Source organism: Aeromonas sp. s8, from assembly GCF_040907785.1.
Lineage (GTDB): Bacteria > Pseudomonadota > Gammaproteobacteria > Enterobacterales > Aeromonadaceae > Aeromonas > Aeromonas veronii.
In genome coordinates, this window is sequence record NZ_JBFOCL010000057.1 from 1 (window position 1) to 26,653 (window position 26,653).

At 61.7% G+C, this 26,653-nt stretch carries 22 protein-coding genes; 10 read left to right on the forward strand and 12 right to left on the reverse strand.

Going from position 1 to position 26,653, the window contains the following annotated elements; all coding sequences use genetic code 11:
* The first annotated feature begins 256 nt into the window (after positions 1-256).
* The 7 genes from AB5Y86_RS19405 to AB5Y86_RS19435 all read left to right on the forward strand — a co-directional run bounded on the left by AB5Y86_RS19405 (position 257) and on the right by AB5Y86_RS19435 (position 8,930).
* A complete protein-coding gene (locus AB5Y86_RS19405) occupies positions 257-763 on the forward strand; it encodes an NUDIX domain-containing protein (RefSeq protein ID WP_368193837.1) in 507 nt (168 codons plus the stop codon).
* Between the two features lie 132 nt (positions 764-895).
* The gene (locus AB5Y86_RS19410; RefSeq protein WP_368193838.1) at positions 896-3,058 is read left to right on the forward strand and encodes an AsmA family protein; all 2,163 of its coding nucleotides are present in this window, start codon (positions 896-898) and stop codon (positions 3,056-3,058) included.
* Positions 3,059-3,203: 145 nt separating this feature from the next.
* A complete protein-coding gene (locus AB5Y86_RS19415; protein WP_368193839.1) occupies positions 3,204-4,586 on the forward strand; it encodes a DUF3404 domain-containing protein in 1,383 nt (460 codons plus the stop codon).
* Positions 4,583-5,230: a response regulator transcription factor gene (locus AB5Y86_RS19420; protein WP_201911167.1), complete on the forward strand. Its 648-nt coding sequence runs from the start codon at positions 4,583-4,585 to the stop codon at positions 5,228-5,230. The genes AB5Y86_RS19415 and AB5Y86_RS19420 overlap by 4 nt, the downstream gene beginning before the upstream one ends.
* Positions 5,230-5,994 (forward strand): DUF2861 family protein, encoded by a 765-nt coding sequence (locus AB5Y86_RS19425; RefSeq protein ID WP_368193937.1) that lies wholly within the window; start codon positions 5,230-5,232, stop codon positions 5,992-5,994. Before AB5Y86_RS19420 ends, AB5Y86_RS19425 begins: the two co-directional genes overlap by 1 nt.
* A 108-nt stretch (positions 5,995-6,102) precedes the next feature.
* Positions 6,103-8,304, forward strand: a complete 2,202-nt coding sequence (locus AB5Y86_RS19430) for a glycoside hydrolase (protein WP_368193840.1) — start codon at positions 6,103-6,105, stop codon at positions 8,302-8,304.
* A 95-nt stretch (positions 8,305-8,399) separates the two neighbouring features.
* Positions 8,400-8,930, forward strand: a complete 531-nt coding sequence (locus AB5Y86_RS19435) for a GNAT family N-acetyltransferase (protein WP_368193841.1) — start codon at positions 8,400-8,402, stop codon at positions 8,928-8,930.
* An 88-nt stretch (positions 8,931-9,018) separates the two neighbouring features.
* Here AB5Y86_RS19435 and glnE read toward each other — a convergent pair whose 3' ends face one another.
* From glnE to ettA, 4 genes are all read right to left on the reverse strand, one after another.
* Positions 9,019-11,892 carry a bifunctional [glutamate--ammonia ligase]-adenylyl-L-tyrosine phosphorylase/[glutamate--ammonia-ligase] adenylyltransferase gene (glnE, locus tag AB5Y86_RS19440; RefSeq protein WP_368193842.1) on the reverse strand — a complete coding sequence of 958 codons (2,874 nt, stop codon included), beginning with the start codon at positions 11,890-11,892 and terminating at the stop codon, positions 9,019-9,021.
* Positions 11,893-12,079: 187 nt separating this feature from the next.
* Positions 12,080-13,423: an NCS2 family permease gene (locus AB5Y86_RS19445; RefSeq protein ID WP_368193843.1), complete on the reverse strand. Its 1,344-nt coding sequence runs from the start codon at positions 13,421-13,423 to the stop codon at positions 12,080-12,082.
* Positions 13,424-13,687: 264 nt separating this feature from the next.
* Entirely contained in the window at positions 13,688-14,017 is a 330-nt protein-coding gene (locus AB5Y86_RS19450; protein ID WP_005343410.1) for a hypothetical protein, read from the reverse strand.
* Positions 14,018-14,110: 93 nt separating this feature from the next.
* Entirely contained in the window at positions 14,111-15,778 is a 1,668-nt protein-coding gene (gene ettA, locus AB5Y86_RS19455; RefSeq protein WP_368193844.1) for an energy-dependent translational throttle protein EttA, read from the reverse strand.
* Positions 15,779-16,020: 242 nt separating this feature from the next.
* Here ettA and AB5Y86_RS19460 point away from each other — a divergent pair, with 242 nt between their 5' ends.
* Together AB5Y86_RS19460 and AB5Y86_RS19465 are read left to right on the forward strand one after the other, a co-directional pair.
* Complete coding sequence (locus AB5Y86_RS19460; RefSeq protein ID WP_368193845.1) at positions 16,021-16,596, forward strand: Crp/Fnr family transcriptional regulator; 576 nt, start codon at positions 16,021-16,023, stop codon at positions 16,594-16,596.
* Between the two features lie 57 nt (positions 16,597-16,653).
* On the forward strand, positions 16,654-17,217 hold the full coding sequence (locus tag AB5Y86_RS19465) for a YgjV family protein (protein WP_368193846.1): 564 nt from the start codon (positions 16,654-16,656) through the stop codon (positions 17,215-17,217).
* Positions 17,218-17,225: 8 nt separating this feature from the next.
* On the opposite strand, the gene AB5Y86_RS19470 is transcribed toward AB5Y86_RS19465, so the two are convergent.
* From AB5Y86_RS19470 to AB5Y86_RS19490, 5 genes are all read right to left on the reverse strand, one after another.
* Positions 17,226-18,083: a lytic transglycosylase domain-containing protein gene (locus tag AB5Y86_RS19470; RefSeq protein ID WP_069556333.1), complete on the reverse strand. Its 858-nt coding sequence runs from the start codon at positions 18,081-18,083 to the stop codon at positions 17,226-17,228.
* A 155-nt stretch (positions 18,084-18,238) separates the two neighbouring features.
* Positions 18,239-18,427: a hypothetical protein gene (locus AB5Y86_RS19475; protein WP_043822919.1), complete on the reverse strand. Its 189-nt coding sequence runs from the start codon at positions 18,425-18,427 to the stop codon at positions 18,239-18,241.
* Positions 18,428-18,631: 204 nt separating this feature from the next.
* Entirely contained in the window at positions 18,632-19,237 is a 606-nt protein-coding gene (locus AB5Y86_RS19480; RefSeq protein ID WP_368193847.1) for a DUF2076 domain-containing protein, read from the reverse strand.
* A gap of 110 nt (positions 19,238-19,347) precedes the next feature.
* Positions 19,348-20,361, reverse strand: coding sequence for an NAD-dependent epimerase (locus AB5Y86_RS19485; protein WP_368193848.1), 1,014 nt, complete (start codon positions 20,359-20,361; stop codon positions 19,348-19,350).
* On the reverse strand, positions 20,358-21,737 hold the full coding sequence (locus tag AB5Y86_RS19490) for a UDP-glucose/GDP-mannose dehydrogenase family protein (protein ID WP_368193849.1): 1,380 nt from the start codon (positions 21,735-21,737) through the stop codon (positions 20,358-20,360). The genes AB5Y86_RS19485 and AB5Y86_RS19490 overlap by 4 nt, the downstream gene beginning before the upstream one ends.
* Positions 21,738-21,980: 243 nt before the next feature.
* Between AB5Y86_RS19490 and AB5Y86_RS19495 the strand changes: the two genes are divergently transcribed.
* On the forward strand, positions 21,981-22,592 hold the full coding sequence (locus tag AB5Y86_RS19495; RefSeq protein WP_005349421.1) for a YitT family protein: 612 nt from the start codon (positions 21,981-21,983) through the stop codon (positions 22,590-22,592).
* A gap of 101 nt (positions 22,593-22,693) precedes the next feature.
* On the opposite strand, the gene AB5Y86_RS19500 is transcribed toward AB5Y86_RS19495, so the two are convergent.
* The 3 genes from AB5Y86_RS19500 to AB5Y86_RS19510 are packed head-to-tail and all read right to left on the reverse strand — an operon-like array spanning position 22,694 to position 26,629.
* Positions 22,694-23,725: an ABC transporter ATP-binding protein gene (locus AB5Y86_RS19500; protein ID WP_368193850.1), complete on the reverse strand. Its 1,032-nt coding sequence runs from the start codon at positions 23,723-23,725 to the stop codon at positions 22,694-22,696.
* Positions 23,722-24,780, reverse strand: a complete 1,059-nt coding sequence (locus AB5Y86_RS19505; protein ID WP_368193851.1) for an ABC transporter ATP-binding protein — start codon at positions 24,778-24,780, stop codon at positions 23,722-23,724. The genes AB5Y86_RS19500 and AB5Y86_RS19505 overlap by 4 nt, the downstream gene beginning before the upstream one ends.
* Positions 24,781-24,811: 31 nt before the next feature.
* Positions 24,812-26,629 carry an extracellular solute-binding protein gene (locus tag AB5Y86_RS19510; protein ID WP_368193852.1) on the reverse strand — a complete coding sequence of 606 codons (1,818 nt, stop codon included), beginning with the start codon at positions 26,627-26,629 and terminating at the stop codon, positions 24,812-24,814.
* Between the last annotated feature and the right edge of the window lie 24 nt (positions 26,630-26,653).

Here is a 26,653-nt window from a genome sequence, read left to right on the forward strand (position 1 = left end):
AACTCAGAAGTGAAACGCGGTAGCGCCGATGGTAGTGTGGCATTCGCCATGCGAGAGTAGGACACTGCCAGGCACCAAATTTAAGAACCCCGCTCATCGAGCGGGGTTTTTTATTGGCTGAAATTCAGCAAATAGCCTGATAATTGCTCCGTTTTATTCCTCTCCCTTTGAATTCCTCGTTTTCCCCGTCTGTTTTACTCATAAAAAAACGGTCGCAACAGCTTAAAATGGCGATTTATTTCGTCGGAGATAGCCCATGTTTTGTCCAAAATGCGGCGGTCAACCCCTGCAGAGCGTCAGCCCCAAAGAGTTTCGCTGTGGCTGCGGTTTTCATTTTTTCCAGAATGTGGCGACGGCGGTGATGGTGGCGCTTTGCTGGCAGGATGAGGTGCTGGTTGCGGTGCGTGCCCGCAATCCGGGCAAGGGGTTGCTGGATCTGCCAGGCGGATTTGTCGATCCCGGCGAGTCGCTGGAGGTAGCGCTGGTGCGCGAGTTGCTGGAGGAGCTGGGACTCGATGTCAGCGCCCAACCTTTTACCTATCTCGGTTCATTCCCCAATATCTATCCCTGCGATGGCATCACCTATCACACCTGTGACACCTTTTTCGCCATCAAGCTGAGTGAAAAACCGGTCATCCAGCCGGCTGACGATGTGGCCGCCTGTCAGTGGCTGAAGATCAGCGATATCCCCTTGCCCCGTTTTGCTTTCGAGTCGACGCGCTCCGCGATGGCGCGGTTGCAGCAATCCCCTTTGCAAGCCTGATCCCTGCTGATGACGATGGGGATTGGCTGCGACCATCCCTGTCTCATCCTTGTCCGCTTTTGTCCCGTAGACGCCATTCGTCAAACGGTGAGTGGTATAGTCTGCAGTGGATCCGGATTCAAGGAGCATATCGTGAAGAAGATAGTTCTCATCTTGCTCGGCATCGCCGTGGCGGCCTTGCTGGCCATCGTGACGTTGATAAGCCTTATCGACCCCAATCAATTCAAGCCCCAACTGGCTGAACAGGTGCGCAAGAGCACGGGCCGGGAGCTGGTGATGGCGGGGGAGATTGACTGGCGTTTCTGGCCGAGTCTCGGGCTCTCGCTGGAGAAGGTGGCTCTGCGCAATCCGGCCGGTTTTGCCGAGCCGGATCTGGTTCGTTTCGAACAGGGGGAGGCCTCGGTGGCTCTGTTGCCGCTGCTCTCCCATCGTCTGGAGATTGGAAAGGTGACGCTGAGTGGCGCCCATCTCTTTATCCAGACCAAGGCGGATGGCAGCTCCAATCTGAGCGGACTGATCAAAGATGCCACTGCTGATGCAAGCGAATCGGTCGTCCCCGCAACCCCTGCGCCAACCGCTGATAGCAAGCCCTGGCAGATCAGCTTGCAGGGTGTCGCGCTCTCCCAGGCCAGCGCGCTGGTACAGGATGATCGCAGCGGCACCTCGCTGCGACTGGATCGCCTCGATCTCGATATGGGGCAGCTGGCCACCAGTCAGTGGGTACCCGTGACGCTGGCCGCCAAGGGGAGTGCCGACAAGCTCGCTTTCAACGTTAAAGGGCAGACCCAGATCAAGCTGGCGCAGGAGGTGATGGCGAGTGAACTGAAAGACTTGAGCCTCAGTGGCAGCCTGAGTGACCCGTCCCTGCGACTCGACAGTTTCTCCATCAAGGGAGACCGATTGGCCCTGGGTGAGTGGAGCAACCTCACGTTGGCGCTGAAAGGGGCCAAGGTAGAGGGGCAGCAAGCTTCACTGGCTGGCTCGCTGGAAGGAACACTCAAGGGACGGCTCGATAAAGAGATGAAGCTGGCCGAGCTCTCCGATGTGCTGCTGACGGCAGCGCTGGAAGGTGATGCGCTGCCACGCCCGCATATGAAGCTGAAACTGGCCGGGTTTGCCCGTGCCGAGCTCGACAAGCAGTTGATTACCCTGAGCAAGCTGGTGATGAGTGCCGATGAGGCGCTGCTGAGTGGTGATGGAACCGTGCAGCTTGGTGCCGTTCCGGCAATCACCTTCGATCTCAAGGGGGAGAAGCTGGATCTCGACAAATGGCTCGCCAAATCGGTACCGACCACACCAGCGCAGGCGAAAGAGGACAAACCGGCAGCCGGTGCTTCCAATGCCGCTGCAAGTGACAATAAAGCGGTAACCGGCAAGAGCCAAGCCCTCTCCGCGGTTGAACCGGATCTGGGCGCGCTCAAGGGACTGGATCTGGATGGTCGGTTGCAACTCGGCAGCCTGCGTCTGAAAGGGCTGGATCTCGGTGCTGTCGATCTGCAGGTGGTTTTGGCCAAGGGACTGCTGACGCTCAAACAGTTCAGCGCGACCGTGGCGGGCGGTCAGGTAAGCGCGAAAGGGGTTCTCGACGCACGCCAGCAACCCGCCACCTACAAGGTGCACAAGCAGGTGGCCGGAGTGAACATTCGTCCCTTGCTGCAGACTCTGGCCCAGAGCGATCTGCTGGAGGGTAAGGGCGATCTCGATGTGCAGGTGCAGGGGCGTGGTCTCTCTCCTCTGACACTGCGCAACGGAATGCAGGGCAAGGTGACCTTGAAGCTGAGCGACGGCGCCCTGCATGGCATCAACCTAGCGGAGATGATCCGCGAGGCGCGGGCCACCCTCACCGGCAAGGGGGCCGAGCAGGTGAAAGAGGCACGGAAGACCGACTTCAGCGCTCTGACCGCCAGCTTCCAGATTGCCGACGGCATCGCCCGCAGCAACGACATCCAGCTCTTTGCCCCGGCCTTGCGGGTCAAGGGCGAGGGGCAGACGGCGCTGGTGCCGGAGAGCCTCGACTTCCTGTTCCTCACCTCCATCGTCGAGAGCAGCAAGGGGCAGGGAGGCAAGGATGTGGATGAGCTCAAAGAGATCACCATTCCGGTGCGGATCGGCGGCCACTGGCAAGCCCCCAGCTATCAGCTCGACGTGAAGGCACTGCTCAGCAACAACAAATTGCTGGAGGAGAAGGCCCGCAAGGAGGCCGAACGCGGCCTCAAGAAGCTGCTGGGGGACAAGGCCGACAATGAAGCCGTCAAAGGGGTGGCTGACCAGCTGCTCAAAGGACTGTTCAAATAGGTGACGGTTCATATGGGCTGGCGGGAGCCGCGCCAATGCCGTTAGCGGTTGACCGGATGTCAGCGCCATTGAAAAATGGCGCTGATATTTTTTATGGCGCAGTGATCTGCTGCGCCTTGATCCGGAGTCATCTCGAGTTGAACCCATGCGCCTGATCCTGCTGCTCTGTTCCCTGATCTGCTACAGCATGGCTTCTCCGGTGCTGGCCGGGCCGCTGGCGGATCGTCTGGCGGGCGAGCTGGCCAAGCAGGCTCCCGAACAGGCGCTGCCTCTTGACGAGGTGCAGCGGCTCGACCGGCGCTTGATTGCTCCCGACTCCCTCTATCCCGCCTGGCAGCGCTATCCACTGCGTCAGCTGCAGGCCATCTATCGCTATCAGCAGGAGTGCGGGACAGAGAATGAGTTGCCCGCCGAGTGGCTGCCGCTGCTGAGGGCGCTTTGCGGCCAAGGGGCTGTACCCTCGGCCCGCTGGTTTGCCGCTCATCCCATCTATCCGTTGGGTGGCTCCAGCGCTACCCGCTGGCTGGCTGGTCATCCGGCGGCCGAGCTCGACGATCTGCTCCATGTGCGGGAGCGGCGCGACCGGTTGGGGCTGCTTGGCGAGCTTGATGATGACAACCTCGATGCCCTGCTGCGGGGCGAGCGCTGGCTGCTGCAAGCGGGTCAGCTCTGGCTGCTTGCCGATGGGCAGTGGCGCCGTTATGGTGCCGGGCAGTGGCAACCGCAGGCCGAGCGGCTCGGCGTGATGCTGGATAGCCGAGTCGATGGCCCCTGTGAAGAGCGAGTCGGAGCAATTTGCTTCAATACTCGCCCCACGCTTGGTTGGCAGTGGCTGGCGCTGGCCAGCACGCTTGGTTTTATCCTGCTGCTGGGGTGGGCCAGCTGGCAGCGCTGGCGCCTGCTACGGGAGCGGCGTGTCGCATTGCAGATGCTGACCCACGAGCTGCGCACTCCCATCATGGCGCTCTCCGGCATCAGCGAGGAGCTGCGCCACGATTTCGACCGGCTGCCCGCTTCCGCCCAGCAGAGCGTGGGGCAACTGCTGGGCAGTGTCGCCCGCCTGCATCAGCTGGCGCAGGCCAGTCGCCACTATCTGGCGGCAGAGACTCTCGAAGATGAGCGGGTGGCGGTCAGTCTCACCGAGTGGCTCACCCTGGCTTGCGAGCGGCATGACGCCACCTTCTGCCTTGAACGGGAGATGACTCTGGCGCTCCCCTTCTACTGGCTCGATCTCGCCCTCGACAACCTGCTGCGCAACGCCAGCCTGCATGGCCGTGCACCGGTTCGGATCTTTGCCAGCTGGCAGGCGGGTCGTCTGATCCTCGCGGTCAGCGATGGCGGCGAGCTGCCAAATTACCGGCTCGCCACCTTGCTGCACCGCGGTGCCCGTGCCGATGGTCTGGGTCTGGGGCTTGCCATCGTGCGCCATCTGCTGCGCCGTCTTGGCGGGCGCCTCACCCTATCCGGCCCGCCCACTACCTTTACCCTGACGCTGCCCTGCCAACTCTGGAGCGACCCCGAATCATGAAGACCATCTTGCTTGTCGAAGACGAGGCGCTGCTGGCGGAGAACCTGCAACGCTATCTGACCCGCGAAGGGTATCGCTGCCTCTGGTGCGACACTCTGGCTGCTGCGGAGCAGCAGTGGCTGGCGGCGGATCTGGTGCTGCTGGATCGCACCATGCCGGAGGGGGATGCCCTCGACTGGCTACCCCAGTGGCTGGCGCGCAAGGCGATGCCGGTGATCGTGCTCACCGCAAGGGTGGAGGTGAGCGATCGGGTGGCCGGGCTCGATGCGGGGGCGCGCGACTACCTGACCAAACCCTTCTCCCACGACGAGCTGCTGGCGCGGATCCGGGCCCAGTTGCGTCAGCTGGGGGATGGCACTCAGGCGGTGGGCGGCTTGCAGCTCCACCCCGCCCGGATGCAGGCGAGCTGGCAGGATGCGGAGGTGAGCTTTACCCCCACCGAGTTTGCCCTGCTGACCCTGCTGGTGCGGATGGCGGGGCGGGTGCTGAGCCGGGAGGAGATCCTCAATCGGGTGTGGGGCTATCAGGCGTTCCCCTCCACCCGCACCGTTGATACCCATATTCTGCAGCTGCGCCAGAAGCTGCCCGGACTGGCCATCGAGACGGTGCGCGGCATCGGCTACCGGCTGGAGGTGCCAGCGTGATGGCAACCGAACGCCTCTTGGAAACCGATCGCGCCGATCCGCTGCAACCGGCCACCCTGGCGCTGTTGCAGGGGGATAACCGGCACGCCTGGCAATCTTTGCAGCAGGCATGGCCTGGCCTTAACAGCGATGCCGAGCGCCGTAGTTGGCAGGGGATGCTGGCTGCGCTCAGTGCCCAGCACTGCGGCAAGGATTTCCCGCTGACCTTGCCTGATAGGGTGAGCGAGCTGCGTCTTGAGTTGATCCAGCGCGATGCGCCGCTGCTGCGGGACTATCGGGTGCAGTTGACCGGCGAGGGGCCCATCACCACCGCGGAACTTATCGATCCCGCTGGCCGTGACCGACTGGTAGGTGCCCAGTGGGAGGCGGAAGAGAGTAAAGGGGTCAGGGTCGTGGGTGCCGATCTGCCGACGCCTTTACCAGCCGGACTCTATCAGCTGTGGCTGACGGTGGCGGGCAAGGAGTGGCAGGTGGCGTTGCCGCTGCCTGCGGTGCAGGATCTGGACTGGCTCTCCCGCTCGCCGCAGGCGGTGGCCAATCCCCCCTCTAATCCCGCTTCCTGTACGCCGCTCTGGCTCGATCAGGCGGTGTTGGCCCGCCCGCAATACACCCTGCTCTGGTGGCACCGGATTGCGCCCGATGAGCCGGTGACGTGGCCTGCTGCCACTCCCGACAGCTGGCGCACCCTCTCGCTGGTGCAAACCAGCCAGCGTGGCCAGCTGGTGTTGCAGCTAAGCCACAGTCAGGCGGGGCCGGTTGAGTAATGGTCGTCGTGATGGTCAGTTGCACGCAATCCTGACATTGGCCTGACAATCGCAGGCGGCCAATCTGCTGAAATGGCGATTCCCGTGTGTTATCAGGAATCACCGACCATGACTTTTCTTCCCGTGCTAACGAGCCGGATCCGCCCGCTGCTGCTGTTGGTGCCGCTGTTCTCCCTGCCTGCCGAGGCGCTGACCCTTGCCAACGATCAGTGGCGCATCGAGCTGGATCCCTCCACTCTGGCTGCCGAGGCTGTGTTGCCATCGGGCAAGCACCTTGCCATCTCTTCCCCCAGCCCGCGCCAGCCGGTCACCGCTCTGCAGCAGGAGGGGGCGCACGCCAGCTGGCTGACCCGCGCCGATGGCGAGGTGCGTGCCTTGGCTCGCCTTGAGGGTAACCGTCTGATCCTTACCCTCAGCCGTGAAACTGCTGGCGAGCTGGTGTGGCCGCGGGTACCGGCAGGGGCGCAGGCGCTGATGCTGCCGATCCACGAGGGATTTCGCATTCCGGCTACGCACACTGCGTGGCGCAAGGCGCTGGCGCAGGAGTATCAGGGGAGCAACACCACGGATAATCTGACCCTGCCGGTGGTTGGGCTGGATCACGGCGATCAGCAGCTGGCGATCCTCTTTGCCAACCCCTTCAACAACCGGCTCACCTTTGCTCCGAAGAAAGATGGCATTGCCCTCACCGCGACCCACAGCGTCAATCGCCTCAATCTGGCCGACCCCTATGAGGTGGCAGTGTCGTTGCAACCGGGCAACGACTGGCTGGCGGCGGCCAAGGCCTATCGCAGCTGGTTGCAGGAGCGGGGCGAGCTGGTCTCGCTCGAGAGCAAGCTGGCGGCAGTAAAGGATGGCAAACGGCTGATCGGCGCCTCTCACCTCTACCTTTGGGGCGAGCGACTGCTGGTGCCACAGGATGTGAAAAGCTGGCCCGCGTTGCGCCGCCTGATCCCCGCCGACTGGCTCAAGGGGGAGAGCAAGACGGCGCTGCAGGCCCCCGATCTGGCCCGCAACCGCTATCTGCAAAATCTGGTATTGGCCGGAGTGGAGCAGGCGCTGGCGCAGCGCCATCCGGGTCAGCAACCGGCCGATTTCACCGCCCGACGTGCGCTGGCGGCTAGGCAACTGGGCGCTGCACTTAACGAGCCGCAAAGCTGGGGTGATGGCAGCTCGACCAAGATGATCGCCGCTCTCAAGCAGGCTGGACTACCCAGACTCTGGCTGGGGCTGCCCCAGTGGACCGCCGGTTTTGCTGCGCCAGAGGGGATTGCACTTGCCAAAGCGGCGGGCTATCTCATCGCCCCTTACGACTCCTACGATACTGCGCTGCCGGAGGGGAATCGGCAGCAGAGCTGGCTCACCGCCCAGATGGGGCAGGATATCTACCTGCGCTGCGGCATCATGCAGGAGAACGGGCGGCGCAAGAGCGGCTTTCAAAACAGCGGCGTCTACACCAATCAGGCCTGCGTGCGCCCGGTGATGGAGCAGCGAGTGCCCAAATTGCAGCAGGCGAGCCACTACAACAGCTGGTTCCTCGATGTGGCGGCGACCGGTATGGTGTTTGACGACTTCGATCCGGCCAAGCCGACCACTCAGGCGCAGGATGCGCAAAACCGGATGGCCGGGATGACGTGGATTGCCAGGAGTCAGGGGGTGCTGGTGGGCTCCGAGGAGGGCGGGGCGGTAGCCAACCGCACCGCGGCTTTCGCCCATGGCCCCCAGACCAGCGGCTTTGGCTGGCAGGATCCCGATATGCGCCGCAACAAGCGCTCTCCCTACTATCTGGGGGCCTGGTATCCCGACTATCAGCCTGCGTTCTTCTTTCGCCAGAGCCGCCTCAAGCCCGAGTATCAGGGACTCTACTTCGATCCGGCGCTGCGGTTGCCGCTGTTCCAGAGCGTCTTTCACGACAGCATAGTGACCACCCACCACTGGACGATGGACAGCATCAAATTCAGGGATAGTCGTCAGGTCACCGAACTGTTGCAGCAGCTCTACAACGTGCCGCCCCTACTCAACCTCAGTCTGGATAGCGCCAGTGCGCGCATTCCCTACCTCAAGGGGCTCGATGCCTTCTTCCGCCCGCTGCATGAGCGGCTCTACAACCAGCCCCTCACCGGTTTTCGCTGGCTCGACAAAAAAGGAGTGGTGCAGCAGAGCGAGTTTGCCGATGGCACTCGACTGATAGCCAACTTCGGTTCGGGCACCGAGCTGGCTGGGATAAAACTGGCCGCTCAAAGCGTGCTGGCGCTGCTGCCCGATGGCAGCCAGCAGCAGTTTGTCTCGCAACCGGATGGCGCCCGCTAATCTGGCGTTCTGGCTTTTATTTCATCAGATGATGATGTGGCAGAACTTTTCATGTATAGATGAACGTTCTGCAAAATAAACGAGAGGTAGTTCTGATGATTGAGAGTGAAGTGATTAGAGAGGTAAACCATCCGGCGTGGCCGCTGGTCTGGCAGATCTATGGCGAGAGTTTTCCCCGCTACGAGCAGCGCCAGTCACAGCATCAGCCACAGAAGATGCGGGATCCTCGCTATCACTGCCAAATCTTTTATCAGGACGGCCTGCTGCTCGGTTTCATCTTCTGGTGGGCGTGCGGCGAGCAGATCTATATCGAACATCTGGCCATCAATCCTGCGCTGCGCGGCCGCAACTATGGCAGGCGCCTGCTGGCCGAATTTTGCGAGCGGGCAGGCAAAACCGTCATTCTCGAGATCGAGCCGCCAGAAGATGAGATTGCCATTCGCCGTCTGCGCTTCTATCAGGGGCTGGGTTTTTGTCTCAACGACTATGCCCATGTCCACCCGCCCTATCATCCTGACTATCAAGGTCATGCGCTGCGGGTGTTGAGCTATCCGGGGCTCCTTGAGGAAGAGGCCTATCAGCGTTTCAACAGCATGCTGGTGGAGACGGTGATGGATCACGGCTGATCAGCCGTAAGGATGCCGACTTGCCGATAATAGAGGAGCCCGCCTGAAGCAATTCAGGCGGGCCCTTTTTCATTGCCGCTGGCGGTAATTACTCCCCCAGCAGCTTGTGCCAGACGGCGAGCACATGGCTCCGCTCGTTTTGCAACTGATCGTCGCTCACCTTGCGGGAGATCTCCGAGAGGTTGAGGCGATGGCCGAGGTTGCGGATCTCCAGATAGGCCTGCTTCAGCCCTTCCGCCTGCTCCAGGGTCAGCACCCCTGCCATCACGCACTCGTCGAAGATGCGCACGTTATCGGACCAGCGAGTGAGGGCATCGGGTTCGCCGCAGGCGTGGGCCAGCACCAGATACTGGGCGATAAACTCGATATCCACCATACCACCGGGGGACTGCTTGAGGTCGAATTCGCCGGCACCGGCTTTGAGCAGATGGTCCCGCATCTTGTGGCGCATCTCGCGCACCTCGCGGGCCAGGGTCGGCAGATCCCGCTCCTTAGCCAGCACATCGCGGCGGATACGGGCAAATTCGGCAACGATGGCGTCATCGCCATAGATGGGGCGGGCCCGCACCAGCGCCTGATGCTCCCAGGTCCACGCCTCGTTTTGCTGATACTGCTCATAGGCCGACAGCGATGAGACCAGCAGCCCCGAGTCGCCGGAGGGACGCAGCCGCATATCGATCTCGTAGAGGATGCCGGACGGGGTTCGAGTGCTGAACAGGTGCAGGATCCGTTGGGCCAGGCGCAGGTAAAACTGGCGGCTGTCGATGGGTTTGCGCCCGTCGGTATAGCTGTTGGGGTCGCCACCGTGCAGGAATACCAGATCGAGATCCGAGCCGTAGCCGAGCTCAATGCCGCCCAGCTTGCCGTAGGCCACCACCGCAAAGCCCCGCTGGCCGCTCACCGCCACCTCGGGCGGCACCCCGTAGCGCTCACTCATCTGGGCCCATGCCTGATTGACCACCTCCTCGGTGATCGCCTCCGCCAGCCAGGTGAGGTGGTCGCTCACCTTCATCAGCGGCAGGGCGCCGGCGATGTCGGCCGCCACGATGCGCAGCAGCTGCACCTGCTTGAACTGGCGCAGTGCCTCCATCTGCTGCTCCACATCCTCTTCGGGGATGCGCAGCAGGAACTGGCGCAGCTGGGGCTTGTACTGATCGAGCGGGGTGGGGTGATAGAGGTGCTGGGGATCGAGCAGCTCGTCCAGCAAAATGGGGTAGCGGGCCAGCTGCTCGCTCACCAGATGGCTGGCGTCGCACAGCCGCACCAGCTGGCGCAGGGCGCCCGGATTTTCCGCCAGCAGCTGCAGATAGGCGCTGCGCGTGAAGATGCGGGTCAGCAGCTCACAGACCCGCTCGAACAGGCGGGCAGGTTGCTCGCTGGCGACCACCAGCCGCAGCAGCTCCGGCATCAGCCAGTCCAGCGCTATGCGTCCCTGCGGCCCTACCTGACGGCGCTTGTACTCCTCCTTGAAACGCAGCAGCGCGGCGCAGAGTGGGGCGGGCTCGGCCACCCCCTGCGCAGTCAGCAATTTTTCCAGCTCGGCGGCGTCGAGCTCGGTGCGCCAGAGATCGAGCCAGAGCTGCTCCAGATGGGCGGGTGCCTCTTTCTCTTCCCCCACCACGGCGGCGAACTCTTGATGGACGGCGGCCATCTCCTCATCGAGATGAGCCATAAAGGCGCCCCAGTCGGCAAAACCGAGGGCGGCGATCAGCCGCTGGCGATCCCGCTCCTCGGTGGGCAGGGTCTGGGTCTGCTGATCGCCGATCTCCTGCAGAATGTTTTCGACCCGGCGCAGGAAGCGATAGGCTTCCAGCAAGCGGTCGCAATGGGCGGATTCGAGGGCGCCACATTGGGCGATGGCAGCCAGCGCTTCGGGCAGGTGACGCACCCGCAGTGCCGGTTCACGACCGCCGCGAATAAGCTGCAGCGCCTGGGCGATAAACTCCACTTCACGGATGCCGCCAGCCCCCAGCTTGATGTTGCCCTCCAGCCCCTTGCGGCGCACCTCGGCGGCGATCATCGCCTTCATCTGGCGCAGGCCGTCGATAACGCCAAAGTCGATATAGCGGCGAAACACGAAGGGGCGCAGCATCTCGGCCAGCTCCACTGCGTGTTCGCACTGGGGCCCCAGTACCCGCGCTTTGACCATGGCGTAGCGCTCCCAGTTGCGACCGTGATGCTGGTAGTAATCCTCCATGGCGGCGAAGGAGATGGCGAGCGGCCCCGCATCGCCAAAGGGGCGTAAGCGCATATCGACCCGGAACACCTGACCATCCTGGGTGGGCTGGTGGAGGGCGTTGATGATGCGCTGGCCCAGCTTGATAAAGAACTGCTGGTTGGCGAGCTCGCGCCGCCCGCCGACCGTGTAGCCGTTCTCGGGGAAGGTGAAGATAAGGTCGATATCCGAGGAGAAGTTGAGCTCGCCGCCCCCCAGCTTGCCCATGCCGAGGATCAGTAGCGGTTGCGGATTACCGTTGCCATCCATCGGGGTGCCCAGCTCGCTGCACTGTTTGGCGTAGAGCCAGTCACGAGCGGAGCAGATGAGGGCATCCGCCAGCTTGGTGAGGTGGATAAAGCTCTCTTCCACCGCCGCATGGCCCAGCAGTTCGCGCCAGGCGATCACCAGCATGCGGCTGCGGCGGAACTGGCGCAGGATACGCTTGAGCGCCTCTTCATCGCTTACCTCGGCGAGCAGGGCGGTCAGATCGCGCTGGTAGGCGGGCCAGCGTTCTGCCTGATCCAGTTCTCCGGAGGCGAGCAGCTCGGTCAGCAACTCGGGCTGTTTGAAGAGGGAGTCGGCGACAAAATCGGAGAGGCCAAGCAGGGTCAGCAGGGGCTGGCGAACGGGCTCGGGCTGGTTGCCATAGTCGGGGGCCAGTTCGATCAGCCGTTGCCATTGGCGCTCGGCCTGTTCTTGCAGCAAGGGGGAGAGGGCAGAGAAAGAGGGAGAATGCTGGGCCACGGTTGCCGTCCTTGTGGTTCACGACAGCGGGTTAACGACACGAGGTTAACAACGCTGCCGATTCAAAATGGTGGCTGCCAATCTAGCACTGTCAGGCCCCCGCGTCACAGCGCAGGGGCGAGAAGCATGATCCGGCAAATAAAAATGGGCTCCCTGTCGGGAGCCCATCGGATTGCACTGGTCATTATCAGTGGCTGTCTACCCAGACGAACTTGAGGACGAACAGCAGGGCTACCACCAGCACGCAGGGGTTGATCTCGCGCCAGCGGCCGGTACCTGCCTTCATCACGCAGTAGGAGATAAAGCCCACGGCGATCCCCTCGGTGATGGAGAAGCTGAACGGCATCATGACGGCGGTCATAAAGGCCGGTACCGCTTCGGTCAGATCTTCCCACTTCACCCGGGTCAGCTCGGAGCACATCAGCACGCCCACATAGATAAGGGCGCCAGCGGCGGCGTAGGCCGGCACCATGGCGGCGACCGGAGAGAAGAAGATCGCCAGCAGGAACAGCAGGCCGACCACGATGGCGGTCAGACCGGTACGGCCGCCGACGGCGACGCCGGAGCTGCTCTCGATAAAGGCGGTGACCGAGGAGGTGCCCATGAAAGCGCCGCCGACGGAACTGACGCTATCCACCATCAGCGCCTGTTTCATGCGCGGGAAGTGGCCCTTGTCATCGGCCAGCTTGGCGCGGTTGGTGACGCCGATCAGGGTGCCGGAGGAGTCGAACAGGTTGACCAGCATAAAGGAGAAGATAATCCCGGCGAGGCTTATATCGAGCGAGCCCATCAGATCCAGCTGGCCGAACACCGGTTCGATGCTGGGGGGCATGGAGACAAAGCCCTTGAAGGTGACATCACCAAACAGCCAGCCGAGGGTGGTGGTGACCACAATGGCGATCAGCACGGCGGAGTGGATGCCGCGGGCGGAGAAGATGCAGATCAGGAAGAAACCGAGCAGACCCAGCAGGCAGGGCAGGGAGGTGAGATTGCCCACGGTTACCATAGTCGCGGGGCTGGCCACCACGATCCCGGCGTTGTGCAGGCCGAGCAGGGCGATCAGCAGACCGATACCGGCGGTGATGCCGACCCGCAGGGTGAGCGGGATGTTGCCGATCAGCCAGTAGCGTACCCGCAGCAGGGTGAGGATCAACAGACCCATGGCGCCCCAGAAGATGGTGCCCATGCCCACTTGCCAGGAGTAGCCCATACCTGCAACCACCACGAAGGCGAAGAAGGCATTGAGGCCCATGGCGGGGGCCAGCGCGATCGGCAGGTTGGCCAACAGGCCCATCAGGATGCTGCCGATACCGGCGATGAGGCAGGTGGTGACGAACACGGCCTGGGTGTCCATGCCCGCCGCAGAGAGGATCTGCGGGTTGACGAACACGATGTAGACCATGGTCAGGAAGGTGGTGATACCGGCGATCACTTCGGTGCGGGCGGTAGTGCCATGGCCTTGCAGGGCAAACAGGCGCTCAAGCAATCCTTGCCCGGCAGCCTGATTGGCAGCTTGGTGTTGTTGATTCATGTTGGATTCCAATAGGTGACGTGAAATAAGCAGCAGGGGAACGGGCTATCCCATCCATGCGGGGTAAATTGCCCTGTTTCTGGCGGTTAAGTAACCAGACTCGTCCTGATACCGTGACAGCGCGCACATTTTTACACAGGCGGCGCCGTTTACAAACCCCGGATCTGCGAAGCAGATCAATGAATAGAGTAAAAATTCAAACGTTTGCTTTTTGAGCATTAAAAAAGGTTCTCAGCAGAGAACCTTTTATCGAAAATTGGGGGCTTAAAGGGTTTTGAAGTAGCGCTCGACCAGCTGGGCCAGCACCGAGTCGAGCCGGTCTTGCACTTCACCCAGTTCACGGCCGAAGCGGCGCAGAAAGAGGCTGGCCTGCTCTTCGGTCAGCTTGCGCCCCTCGATAAAGAACTCCTGCTCAGGCAGTTGCTTGTCGTAGCGGGGGATCAGCACCCAGCTCACCAGCTCGGGCTCCACGGCGGCAAAAATCTTGGCGGCGGCGGCACAGAAGGTCTCTATGTGCTCCTTGCCATCCGGCCCGAGGCAACCCGGTTCAACCCGGATCTGGATGGTGAGTTTTTTCTCTATGGGGGTCGTCATCGTGCTACATCCATGCAAAGGCATCCGTCTAGGATTGTAAGTCAAAAGGCAAGAGAAAGGGGAGCCGAAGCTCCCCTCAACACGCAGTCAGCCTTATTTGGCGATGCGCTTGTACTTGGCGCGATGGGGCTGGATCGCCTCGGCGCCGTAGGTCTTCTTCTTCCACTCTTCGTATTCGGTAAAGTTACCTTCGAAGAACTCGATCTTGCCCTCATCCTGATAGTCGAGGATGTGAGTGGCGATACGGTCGAGGAACCAGCGGTCGTGGGAGATGACCATGGCACAACCCGGGAACTCCAGCAGAGCGTTCTCGAGGGCGCGCAGGGTTTCGATATCCAGATCGTTGGTCGGTTCATCCAGCAGCAGCACGTTGCCGCCGGTCTGCAGCAGCTTGGCCAGGTGCAGACGACCGCGCTCACCACCGGAGAGCTCGCCAACCCGTTTTTGCTGGTCGGAACCCTTGAAGTTGAAGCGGCCGATATAGGCGCGGCTCGGGAACTCGTAGTTGCCGATGCGCAGGATATCCTGACCGTCAGCGACCTCTTCGAATACCGTCTTCTTGTCATCCATGCTGTCGCGGAACTGATCGACAGAGGCCAGCACCACGGTTTCACCCAGAGTGATGGCGCCGGAATCCGGCTGCTCCTGACCCGACATCATGCGGAACAGGGTCGACTTACCGGCACCGTTCGGGCCGATGATGCCGACGATGGCACCCTTCGGAATGGCAAACGACAGATCGTCGATCAGCATCCGATCACCATAGGATTTGCGCAGGTTGGCCACTTCCACCACCTTGTCGCCGAGGCGCGGTCCGGGCGGAATGAACAGCTCGTTGGTCTCGTTGCGCTTCTGGTAGTCGTTGGTGTTGAGCTCTTCGAAGCGAGCCATACGGGCCTTGGACTTGGCCTGACGCCCTTTCGGGTTTTGACGAACCCACTCCAGCTCTTTCTCGATGGACTTGCGACGGGCCGCTTCGGAACTTGCTTCCTGCGCCAGACGGGCGTCCTTCTGCTCCAGCCAGGAGGAGTAGTTGCCTTCCCACGGGATACCTTCGCCGCGGTCCAGTTCCAGGATCCAGCCTGCCACGTTGTCGAGGAAGTAACGGTCGTGGGTGATGGCCACAACAGTGCCTTCGTAGTCGTGCAGGAAGCGCTCCAGCCAGGCCACGGATTCCGCATCCAGGTGGTTGGTCGGTTCGTCCAGCAGCAGCATGTCCGGCTTTTCCAGCAGCAGACGGCAGAGTGCCACACGGCGGCGCTCACCACCGGAGAGGTGCTTGATCTTGGCCTCCCAGGCTGGCAGGCGCAGGGCATCGGCCGCACGCTCCAGCTGGTTTTCCATGTTATGGCCGCCCTGGGCCTGGATGATGGCTTCCAGCTCGCCCTGTTCGCGGGCCAGCTTGTCAAAGTCAGCATCCGGGTCGGCGTAGGCCGCATAGACCTCGTCCAGACGGGCCATGGCGCGCTTCACCTCGCCAACGGCCTCTTCGACCGCTTCGCGTACGGTCTGCTCCGGCTCCAGCTTCGGCTCCTGCGGCAGGTAGCCGATCTTGATGCCGGGCTGTGGACGGGCTTCCCCTTCGATCTCGGTGTCGATGCCCGCCATGATGCGTAGCAGGGTCGATTTACCGGCGCCGTTCAGACCCAGCACGCCGATCTTGGCGCCCGGGAAGAAGCTCAAGGAGATGTTCTTGAGAATATGACGCTTGGGCGGCACTACCTTGCCGACCCGGTTCATGGTGTAAATAAATTGAGCCATTGGCTAATTCTCTTCCTTTTCAGCAGGTTAATGTCATGGCATTAACAGACTGATGTCGTGGTGGGGCCAGGTCGACACAGGTCAACCGGGTTCCAAAAAACCCGTCGATTGTAAACCAACGGACGAGGGGGGGCAAAGGTGGCACCCGGCTATGTCCCCCCTTTGCCGCAGCGGTCACGCCTTGCTGCATCAGCCGTGCAATTTGGGCATGATGTGGGCTGCCGTTTTGTTCCGGAGCCGTCATGAATCCATCTCCTCAAGCCCCCTTACTGGCCGCCTTTCTCTGCACAATGGGATTGGACGCCGCGCTGAGCGAAGCCATCAGCCTGCGCTTGCCACGGCAGACACTGCGCGCCGGTCATGCACTGTTGGCGCAGGGGTCAGAGCAGGAAGCTGCCTTCTATATCGAAGCGGGCATCGCTCGCGCCTGCCACTACACCCGGGACGGACAGGAGCGCTGCAAGGAGTTCTACTTCGAGGGGGAGCTCAGCCTGCTCTATGACAGCTGGCTCACGGGATCGCTCGCCCGCTACCAGCTGGAGGCGCTGACGGAGTTGCAGGTAGTTCGGGTGCCGCTCGCCCTGCTGGAAGAGCCCGCCAGGCAGCCGGTCTGCATGGCCCTGCTGCGCCAGCAGCTCGGTTACAAGGAGCGCAAGGAGGCGTTTTTGCTGCTCCACTCCCCCGAGGAACGTTATCGGGAGCTCTGCCACACCTTCCCCCACTGGCCGATGCGGCTCACTCAGGTGCAGCTCGCCAACTATATCGGTATCAGTCCGGTCACCCTGTCACGGATCCGCAGGCGCATTAACACGGGTTAATGCCGCTCTCCGACCATCCCCTCAAGCTGCGCCATCCAAATGACGGATGAGGTGTGGATGATGTCGCTGTTTCTGTGGTCGCAGCTGGTGGTGAGCCTGGCCTTGTTGCTCGATCTGTTGTCGTTTCAATTGCGGGATCGCCGCAGGATCCTGGCCTGTCTGGCCCTCTCCTGCGCCCTCAATGCCGGTCACTTTGCCCTGCTCGGACAGTGGTCTGCCGCCAGCCTGTTGCTGCTGGCCAGCATGCGCTTTCTGGTGAGCATCTGGCTGGTTCGCCGCATCTTGATGTGGTTTTTCATGGGGTTGGCCTGTGCGGCAGCGCTGGCGACCTATCAGGGCCTGCTCTCATTGATCGGGCTGCTGGCGAGCCTGCTGCAAACCCGGGCCGCGTTTTGCCCGGATGATCGCCTGTTGCGGCGCTGGATGCTGCTCGGCACCCTCTGCTGGTTGGCCAACAACCTGCTGGTGGGCTCACCGGTGGCCGTGCTGATGGAGGGGCTGTTTCTGGTCAGCAATCTGGTGGGTTACTACCGCCACTATGGCTTCGATTATTGGTGGCGTGGCCGCCACAGTGGCCGCAGAAAGGGGCGTGTGCCGCCTTCCGGTCGGGCGAGCTCCTGACCTTCCGCTCAGGGCTGTTTGTGGCCAGCGAAGTAGAGCACCCGTTTGACATACTCCCGGGTCTCGTCATAGGGCGGTATACCGCCATAGCGCTCAACTGCCTTCTCACCTGCGTTGTAGGCTGCCGAGATCAGTACCCAGTCGCCATCGAAGCGGCGGTCCAGCCACTTGAGATAACTGACGCCACCCTTGATGTTCTGGGCCGGATCGAATGGCCGGGTTACCCCGAACCGTTGCTGGGTTTCGGGGATGAGTTGCATCAGCCCCTGAGCATTCTTGGGTGAAACGGCGCGGCTGTTGAGATTGGATTCGGCGATGGCAATCGCCAGCACCAGCCGGGCATCCACCTTATGGTGTTTGGCGGCGTGGCGCAGCATGGTGACCAGTTTTTGCTTGGCAGGAGGCTGGCGGGCAACCCAGGTGTCGACATTGAAGGGGGTGGAAGGGAGCCCGGCCAGATAGCCACCCTGACCGCCACGGATCCCGATGCCGCACTGATCACCCATGGGGGCATTGCCGATGCGAGCGTTGTAGTAGCGGGCAGCCTGTCGGTTACCAAGGCGCATTGCCATGGCGAGGTAGCTGTTGGCCAGCTTGGCGCTGCGTATCGAGGTGGGGCCGGTGGCGAGCAGGCGGCCGATCCGGAAATAACCTTCGGGATTGCCGGTGCTGGCGGCGACACAGTAGAGAGCGATGGCTTTTTGCAGATTGCCGTGTTGCTGGGCCACTTGACCCTGCTTGATCGCCGTCAGCGCCTTGGGGGCCTGTCTGAAATCCCTGCCTTGTGCCATCGCGCGCGGCGTACCTGCCAGTAACAACGATAAAAAAAGCAGCAAAAACAGTCCGTTTTCGCTGATGTGCCTCATGGGTTATCTCCTGTTTGAGTACAGAAGATATAGAGGAACATGGCTGCTATCGCCACGAACCCAGTGGATCCTGTTGTTATAGCCGGTTGATTTCAGAGAGCAAAACGGTATGGAACTAACGGCATCTCGACAGTTTCACACCATTTTTCATCCGGTTAGAAGTCGTGGTGATACTCTTGCTCATCCAGCACGGCGGGAGGAAGCGCGCGATAGAAGCTGCCAATTTCGCTGACAACCCAGAGCGAAAGCAGGGCCAGCAGGCTGAGCAGGGGAAGCAGAGAGTGGCTCTGGGTCAGGGCATAGGCCGCAATGGCGGCACCGGTCAAAAGCAGGGTTCGGATCATGAGGTGGCTCCTTGTCATCATGGGGGTGTTGCGTGGCCACGGACAGAGCGCCTGGGGTCGGGAGTTGTCCCCGGGTGGCACGAAGCGCGCTGAGTATATCGCGTCATGCCGCTGCCGATCCGTGGTGTCATCACACTTTCCGTAGTCATGGGTTTCGTATCGAGTTGGGCCCCGCCAGATGCGGGGCCAGTAATGGTTTGACGGTCAGAAGAAACCGCCGTTGTTATCGTCACTGTCGGCCCAGCCGCCACTCTGGCTATCGTCGTCGAGAAAATTGCTGCCAGCATCGGGAGGTGAATCCCAGCCGTCCCAGCGTACCGGTTCCGCATCGACCGGATTGGCGATGGGGGCAGGCTCTATGATGTCGATGATCTCCTCGGGGCGATTGTTGTGAAACAGTCCGCCGATCATATCGGCCAGCATCACGCCACCGGCCACACCGGCGGCGGTTTGCAGGGCGCCGCCCAAAAAGGAGCTGGTACGGGACGCGGGCTGGGCAGGAGCGGTTGCCGGTGGCGGCGTAAAGCGCGGGGGCGGGCTGCTTTCGCTACCAAACAGGCCGGAGAGAAAACTGCCACCACTTGGGGTGCTCTGGCTGGCTTCCAGCTCCTTGACCCGCTCGTTGAGGCGAGTAAGGGCTGCCTGCTGAATTAGCAGCGCCTGGGCCATGTAGTAGGGGGCATCGGGCTGCTGGGCCAGATGCTGGCGGATCAGCTGATCCGCTTGTTGGTCTCGCTTGCTATCCCTGGCTTGCGCTTTCTTGAGGCGGTCGAACAGTCCATCGATCAGACCCTGTTCCTGTGATTGCATCTCAAATCCTCGCTATGGTGCGCAGACAGTGCGTTTAGCCATCCTAAAACCCGCGGGGCATCAGTGGTATCTGATTAACTCATCAATGACCGAGGGGTTACCCGCGCTCGTCAGCGGGCGGGCCGGTAGTAGTCGAGATACCAGCGGACAAACTCGGCAACACCTTGCTTGAGGGGCGTGGCGGGGCGCAGGCCGGTGAGGGTGTGCAGCGGCTCGCTGTCGGCCCAGGTGGCGTGCATGTCGCCTGCCTGCATCGGCAGCATCCGCTTGATAGCGGGTTTGTCGATGGCCTCTTCCAGCGCCTCGATAAAATCGAGCAGCCGTACCGGCTGGCCGTTGCCGATATTGAGGATGCGGTAGGGGGCGGCGCTCTCGGCCGCGCTCTGCTCGCTGGCGTGCCAATCGGGATTGGGGCGGGGCGGCTGGTCGGCCACGGCGAGGATCCCCGCGACTATGTCATCTATGTAGGTGAAGTCGCGGCTGAGATCGCCGTGGTTGTACACATCGATAGGCTCACCCGCGAGGATGGCGCGAGTGAACTTGATGATGGCCATGTCGGGCCGCCCCCAGGGGCCGTAGACGGTAAAGAAGCGCAGCCCTGTGGTGGGCAGGCCATAGAGCGCCGAGTAAGCGTGGGCCATCAGCTCGCCACTCTTCTTGGTGGCGGCGTAGAGGGAGACGGGGTGATCCACCTGCTGCGCGGTGGAGTAGGGCATCTGATCCCCCATGCCATAGACCGAGCTAGAGGAGGCGTAGATGAGGTGCTGAATCCCGTGGTGACGACACCCCTCCAGCACCGTCAGCATGCCGGTGAGGTTACTGTCGGCATAGGCGAACGGATTGTCGATGGAGTAACGCACCCCCGCCTGCGCCCCCAGATGGATCACCCGCTCGAAACCATGATGGGCAAAGAGAGCCGCCATCGCCTCGCGATCCGCCAGATCCAGCCGCTCGAATTGAAAATGGGGGAAACTGGCCAGTTGGGCCAGCCGCGCCTCTTTCAGACTCACCTCGTAGTAGTCGTTGAGGTTGTCGATCCCCACCACCCGATGGCCTGCGGCGCACAGCTGGCTAGCCACGTGAAAACCGATAAAACCGGCGACGCCGGTAACCAGATAGATCATGGTTTAGTCTCCGGATAGCAGTTCGCATTGGCTGGCTGCTTTTTGGCGGGTAGATGTGGCCGCCCGATGGCGTGATAGTCAAACCCGAGCTCGCTGAGCTGGCGCGGATCATAGAGGTTGCGGCCATCGATGATGACGGGCTGGTTGAGCAGGGCCTTTAGCTGCTGGAAATCGGGGGCGCGAAACGCCTGCCACTCGGTACAGATGAGCAGGGCATCGGCCCCTTCCAGTGCCGCTTCCTGAGTGGGGCAGAGCAGCAGATCCGGCCGCTGGCCGTAGATCTGGCGGGCACGCCCCATTGCCTTGGGATCAAAGGCCTGCACCCTGCCACCGGCAGCCCAGATGGCGGCCAGCAGCGGGCGGCTCGGCGCATCGCGCATGTCGTCGGTGCCGGGTTTGAACGCCAGCCCCCACAGGGCGAAGGTGCGGCCGCGCAGATCCGGCCCGAAGCAGGTCCGCAGGGTTTGCGCCATCTTCTGTTGCTGGCGCTGGTTGACCTGCTCGACCGCCGCTAAAAGCGGGGCGTCGCAGCCGACACTCGCCGCGGTATGGCGCAACGACTTGATATCCTTGGGGAAGCAGGAGCCGCCGTAGCCGCAGCCCGGGTAGATATAGTGGTAACCGATGCGGGGATCGGCACCCATCCCCTGGCGCACCGCCTCGATATCGGCACCCAGCTGCTCGGCGAGGGCTGCCATCTCGTTCATAAAGGAGATCTTGGTGGCCAGCATGGCGTTGGCGGCGTATTTGGTGAGCTCGGCGCTGCGCAGATCCATTACCACGATCCGGTCGTGATTGCGGTTGAAGGGGGCGTAGAGGGCGCGCAACTGCTCAAGCGCCCGCTCGCTGTCACAGCCGATGATGATGCGATCCGGCCGCATGCAGTCGTTGACCGCCGCCCCCTCCTTGAGAAACTCGGGATTGGCCGCCACCTCGCAGGCGAGGGTCAGCCCCCGTTCGGCCAACTGCAGCTCAATGTGTTCTCTTACTTGTTGCGTTGTGCCGACCGGTACTGTGCTCTTGGTCACCACCAGCTTGGGGTGGCTCATCAGTCGGCCTATGGTGTCGGCCACCGCCAGCACATGTTGCAGATCGGCCGAGCCATCCTCGTCAGCCGGGGTGCCCACGGCGATCAGCAGCAGGTCGGCGTGTGCCACGGCAATGGCGGGATCGACCGTGAAGCTCAAGCGGCCTCTGGCCAGATGACTCTCGACCAGCGTGGCCAGCCCCGGCTCATAGAAGGGGATCTGCCCCAGCCTGAGGGCGGCGATCCGCTCGCCATCCACATCCACGCAGCAGACCTGATGGCCCACCTCGGCCAGAACGGCGGCCTGCACCAGCCCGACATAGCCTGTGCCAAAAATGGTGACCTTCATGAAAAGTGCCTCGTGCTGTGGATGGAGTGATGGTGCTGTGAAACCGCGGCATGCTGCATCTTGGTGCAGCGGGTGTCAATGCCAGATGACAGGCACCAGAATGGGGCGTTCAAGCCGACTGTTGTGATCCTTTTCACAAAAAATAGACTGGACCCCATAACGAAGCCCTGTAGACAGGGCTCGCAGCCCGCCCGCAACGGCAGGCGACAGACACTCTCTCTTTACTTCGCTTGGATACAGGTTATGGACAACACCTCGATTCGCACTGCCCATCCTATTTATGAGGATGTGCTGGCCCTGCTGACGGCGGCCGGCTTTGTTTCCCTCGGCATCTTTCTGTTTCATCAGGTTGGCCTGCTCACTGGCGGGACGGCCGGGCTGGCGCTGCTGCTGCAAAAGGTGACCGGTATCAGCTTCGGCCTGCTGTTTTTCGGCATCAACCTGCCCTTCTATGCGCTGGCATGGCTGCGGATGGGGCCACGTTTTACCTTCAACACTTTTGTCTCGGTGGCGGCGGTCTCCTACATGACCGATCACCTCAACGGGGTGTTGCAGATCGGCAAGATAGAGCCTCTCTATGCGGCGCTGATCGGCGGTACCTTGATTGGCATGGGGCTGCTTATTATGTTCCGTCACAAGTCGAGTCTGGGGGGCTTCAACATTCTGGCGCTCTTTATTCAGGATCGCTTTGGCATCCGGGCGGGTAAGCTGCAGATGGGGCTCGATTGCGCCATTGTTGTTGCCTCGTTTTTCGTGGTGCAGCCCTGGATCCTGGCGCTCTCCATCGTGGCGGCAGTTATCTGTAATCTGGTGTTGACACTCAACCACAAGCCCGGCCGCTACCAGATTGCCTGACAAGCGGCAGCCGTGGCTCGATATTGCGAGAGTGATCCGATAGCACGAGGCGGCCTGATGGCCGCCTCGTCTGTTTCTACCCTGGGGTTTGTTCGCTGCGCCTAGCTCGCCTGTTCCAGCCTGCTGTCGCTGCTTATAGCGTTGTCACTGATGGCGTGACCACCGATGGCGAGCGGAGTGTGACAGGCCACCTGATGATGGGCCTCATCACACGCCTCAAGCCTTGGCGCCTTGCTTTTGCACAGCTCGGTCGCATGGGGGCAGCGCTGGTGGAAGTGGCAGCCGCTTGGCGGCGAGATGGGGGAGGGCACATCGCCGGTCAGCAGAATGCGCTGGCTGCGCCTGCGCGGGTCCGGCACCGGAATGGCAGAGATCAACGCCTGGGTGTAAGGGTGGCGTGGCGCCAGATAGAGCGACTGGGCATTCGCCAGCTCGACGATCCGTCCCAGATACATCACCGCGATGCGATCCGAGATGTGTTTGACCACCGACAGATCGTGGGCGATGAAGATGATGGAGAGATTCATCTCCCGCTGCAGGCTGAGCAGCAGGTTGACGATCTGCGACTGCACCGAGACATCGAGGGCCGAGACAGCCTCGTCGCACACCAGCAGCTTGGGCTTGAGGGCGATGGCGCGGGCGATGCCGATCCGCTGGCGCTGACCGCCGGAAAACTCGTGGGGGTAGCGATCCACCGCGCTGCCCGGCAGGCCCACTTTCGCCAGCAACTCCTGCACCCAGCCGCGGCGCTGCTCAGTGTTGCCTTTACCGTGGATGATGAAGGGTTCTTCCAAAATCTGGCCCACGGTATGGCGGCTATTTAGGGATTCTGCAGGGTCCTGAAACACCATCTGCATCTCCTGACGCAGGGAGCGCATCTCCTTCGGGCTAAGGGCGGTGATGTCGCGCCCCTCGAAGGTGATGGTGCCCGCGGTCGGCTCGAACAGCTTGAGCAGGCTGCGCCCGAGGGTGGACTTGCCGCAGCCCGACTCACCCACCAGCCCCAGCGTCTCCCCCTGTTTCAGGTCGAAACTGATGCCATCCACCGCGTGAACCGTATATTGCTTGCGCAGGAAGCCGCCTCCCAGCCGGAAGTGCTGTTTCAGATCCCTGACCGATAACAGAGTGCTCATGGGGTCAACTCCTTCCAGTAGTGACAGGCGACATGGTGGCGCGGATTGAGTTGCTCCACCGCCGGAATGGCGCTGATGCAGAGATCGGTCGCATGGGGGCAGCGGTTGGAGAAGCGGCAGCCAGCGGGCATCTCGTGCAGGGCTGGCACCTGTCCCTTGATGGTCTTGAGCAGGCTCTTGGGCTCATCCTCAAGGCGCGGGATTGAGCTCATCAAGCCGTGGGTATAGGGGTGACGGGGGTGGTCAAACAGTTCGAACACGTCGGCCTGCTCTACCGCCCGCCCGGCATACATCACCACCACTTCGTCACACAGCTCTGCAACCACCCCCAGATCGTGGGTGATAAAGATGATGGCCATCCCGGTCTGGGCCTGTAGCTCTTTCATCAGTTCGAGGATCTGGGCCTGAATGGTGACATCCAGCGCCGTGGTCGGCTCGTCGCAGATAAGCAGGTCCGGCTCGCAGGAGAGCGCCATGGCGATCATCACCCGCTGGCGCATACCGCCGGAGAGGTTGTGGGGATAGACCGCAAAGCGCTGGGCCGGTTCCGGGATCCCCACCTTCTGCAGCATGCCGATGGCCGCAACTTTGCGTTGGGCTTTGTCATACTCGGGGCGATGGAGGCGAAACACCTCCATCAGCTGCTCCCCCACTGTCTGCACCGGGTTGAGGGCCGTCATCGGCTCCTGAAAGATCATCGAGATGCGGTTGCCGCGCACCTTGTACATCTGATCCGGCGCAAGCGACAGCAGCTCCTCCCCCTGAAAGCGGATGGAACCGGCGACTACCTGACCGTGGGGCTTGGGCAGCAGCCCCATGATGGCGAGTGAAGTGACACTCTTGCCACAGCCGGACTCGCCGACGATCCCCAGCGTTTGACCTGGAGCCACCTTGAAGCTGACCCCGTCGAGCACCTTGATCTTGCCGTCATCGACGGCGAACTCCACCTCAAGATCGCGTACTTCGAGGATTGGAGCTGGGTGCTGGCCGTTATCAGCGGCGAACTCCCCCCCGTTATCCGGTACGTCAAGAATGGGGGCCTGGGTGTTGGGCATAACGGCTGCTCCCTTCGCAATGGCCTGAATATCAATGACGTGCATAGGTCTTGTCGAGCAGGTTGATGGGCGCCAGCGCCTCCCCTGCCTCCTTGGCGTTGCGGGTCTCTTCCTTCACCTTGGGATCGAGCCAGAGCAGACCGCCACTACTGTGAGGATAACCGTCCATCGGCCAGTAGAGCAGATCCGGCGTGTTCTTGGTGGCAGGCACTTCCGGCAGCATCACATAACGCCAGCTGCTGGCCCGCACATAGTTGAGCTGCACCCCGGGCACGAAGATGGCGAGGTCATAGATGCGCTGCTGGATCTGCTGGGAGAGCTTGGCCCGTTTGGCCATGTCGAATTCGACGTTGTAGGCGTCGATCAGCGCGTCCAGCTCCTTGTCCGCTACGTTGAACAGGTTGTTGGTCTGCGGCTTGTTGGCGTTGGCGGAGTGGAAAAACTCCCAATATTGCGGATAGAGACCGCCGCCGCCCCAGCCGAGCCAGGCCGCTTCGTGTTTCTTCTCCAGCATCACCTTGAAGCCGGTGGCGCCATCCACCAGATTGAGCTCCAGCTCCAGACCTGCCTTCTTGGCCTCCTCTTTCAGCACGGTCAGTCGCTTGGAGTGCTCCTGACTGGTGTAGGTGAGCGCCAGCGTCAGCCGCTCACCCTTCTCATTTTGCAGGATGCCGTCCGGCCCCGGCTTGTTGTAGCCGCCCTTGGCAAAGTACTCCCGCGCCTTGCTTATGTCATAAGCCCGCTGTGGCAGCGTGATGTCAGTGAACTCGCCAAAGCCCGAGTCGAAGGTGGTGGCTCTGTCATAGTCGCCGCGCAGCACGGTCTCGATCATCTTGTCGATGTTGAAGGCGTGCTGGATGCCGAGGCGCACGTTCACATCCGCCAGCTTGGGGTTGGCCACATTGAGGTGCACACCCTGACCGCCCTGTTTGGTGTCGGTCATGGCCATTACCTTCTGCACGTAGCCTTTTTTGTACTCCGGGGTGACCGCTTTTTCATGCCACCAGTTGGGCAGGATCATCTCGAAGGTATCGAGCTCCCCTTTCAGGAAGTGGCGGAAGGCGATGTTGTGGTCGCGGATCACCTGCACCTTGATGGTGTCGATGTTGAATCTGTGCTGGTTGTAGCGATCGTCTTTTGCCCACCAATCCTTCTGTTTGCTGAAGGTGACCGACTTGCCCTTCTTGACGTCGCTGATCACGTAGGGGCCGGTGGTGGGCACCACGGCCCAGTTGTACTGCTTCACCCAGTTGGGGGTCAGCTTGTAGTAGTGCTTGGGCTGGGGCCACAGCTCGGTGGTGTTGAGCAGGTCCATCTTGGCCTTGCGGTTGCCCGCTTTGACCAGAATGGTGTGATCATCGATCTTCTCTACCGCGACCACTTCAGTGGTGTAGTAATTGTTGAACCAGGGCCCCTTGATGTGCTTGGAGCGCATCATCTCGTAGCCGAAGGTGTAGTCATCGGCATTGACCGGCTTGCCATCCGACCATTTGGCTCGCGGATCCAGCTTGAAGTAGACGGTCTGGCTGTCTGGCGCGATGGCCCAGTGGGTCGCCAGCGAGGGGATGGGGTTGCCGGTATTGGGGTGGAAGCTGATGAGTCGCAACTGGTTATCGAGAATAAAGGAGCGGAACGATCCGTTGGAGTCAGGCCCCACGGTGCGGAACGTCAGCGGAAAGCTCTCCACAAACATATTGAGGCTGCCGCCCGGCAGCGCCTTGGGGGAGGCGAACACAGGATCCGTGTCGTTGGTCTCCCATTTGAGATCCGCGGGCAGGCTGGCCGCCCAGACCCAGGATCCGTTTACCAGCACAAAGAGAGCACCCATCCATTTGATTTTATTTTTCATGTTTGACTTCCAGGTCTGACCCCT

Coding starts and splice junctions, on each gene's coding strand:
- AB5Y86_RS19425 (WP_368193937.1), top strand. CDS start 5,230: ATGGCAACCGAACGCCTCTTGGAAACCGATCGCGCCGATCCGCTGCAA.
- AB5Y86_RS19475 (WP_043822919.1), bottom strand. CDS start 18,427: ATGATCCGAACCCTGCTTTTGACCGGTGCCGCCATTGCGGCCTATGCC.
- AB5Y86_RS19405 (WP_368193837.1), top strand. CDS start 257: ATGTTTTGTCCAAAATGCGGCGGTCAACCCCTGCAGAGCGTCAGCCCC.
- AB5Y86_RS19450 (WP_005343410.1), bottom strand. CDS start 14,017: ATGACGACCCCCATAGAGAAAAAACTCACCATCCAGATCCGGGTTGAA.
- AB5Y86_RS19480 (WP_368193847.1), bottom strand. CDS start 19,237: ATGCAATCACAGGAACAGGGTCTGATCGATGGACTGTTCGACCGCCTC.
- AB5Y86_RS19460 (WP_368193845.1), top strand. CDS start 16,021: ATGAATCCATCTCCTCAAGCCCCCTTACTGGCCGCCTTTCTCTGCACA.
- AB5Y86_RS19465 (WP_368193846.1), top strand. CDS start 16,654: ATGATGTCGCTGTTTCTGTGGTCGCAGCTGGTGGTGAGCCTGGCCTTG.
- ettA (WP_368193844.1), bottom strand. CDS start 15,778: ATGGCTCAATTTATTTACACCATGAACCGGGTCGGCAAGGTAGTGCCG.
- AB5Y86_RS19415 (WP_368193839.1), top strand. CDS start 3,204: ATGCGCCTGATCCTGCTGCTCTGTTCCCTGATCTGCTACAGCATGGCT.
- AB5Y86_RS19500 (WP_368193850.1), bottom strand. CDS start 23,725: ATGAGCACTCTGTTATCGGTCAGGGATCTGAAACAGCACTTCCGGCTG.
- AB5Y86_RS19505 (WP_368193851.1), bottom strand. CDS start 24,780: ATGCCCAACACCCAGGCCCCCATTCTTGACGTACCGGATAACGGGGGG.
- AB5Y86_RS19445 (WP_368193843.1), bottom strand. CDS start 13,423: ATGAATCAACAACACCAAGCTGCCAATCAGGCTGCCGGGCAAGGATTG.
- AB5Y86_RS19485 (WP_368193848.1), bottom strand. CDS start 20,361: ATGATCTATCTGGTTACCGGCGTCGCCGGTTTTATCGGTTTTCACGTG.
- AB5Y86_RS19420 (WP_201911167.1), top strand. CDS start 4,583: ATGAAGACCATCTTGCTTGTCGAAGACGAGGCGCTGCTGGCGGAGAAC.
- AB5Y86_RS19510 (WP_368193852.1), bottom strand. CDS start 26,629: ATGAAAAATAAAATCAAATGGATGGGTGCTCTCTTTGTGCTGGTAAAC.
- AB5Y86_RS19495 (WP_005349421.1), top strand. CDS start 21,981: ATGGACAACACCTCGATTCGCACTGCCCATCCTATTTATGAGGATGTG.
- AB5Y86_RS19435 (WP_368193841.1), top strand. CDS start 8,400: ATGATTGAGAGTGAAGTGATTAGAGAGGTAAACCATCCGGCGTGGCCG.
- AB5Y86_RS19490 (WP_368193849.1), bottom strand. CDS start 21,737: ATGAAGGTCACCATTTTTGGCACAGGCTATGTCGGGCTGGTGCAGGCC.
- AB5Y86_RS19470 (WP_069556333.1), bottom strand. CDS start 18,083: ATGAGGCACATCAGCGAAAACGGACTGTTTTTGCTGCTTTTTTTATCG.
- AB5Y86_RS19430 (WP_368193840.1), top strand. CDS start 6,103: ATGACTTTTCTTCCCGTGCTAACGAGCCGGATCCGCCCGCTGCTGCTG.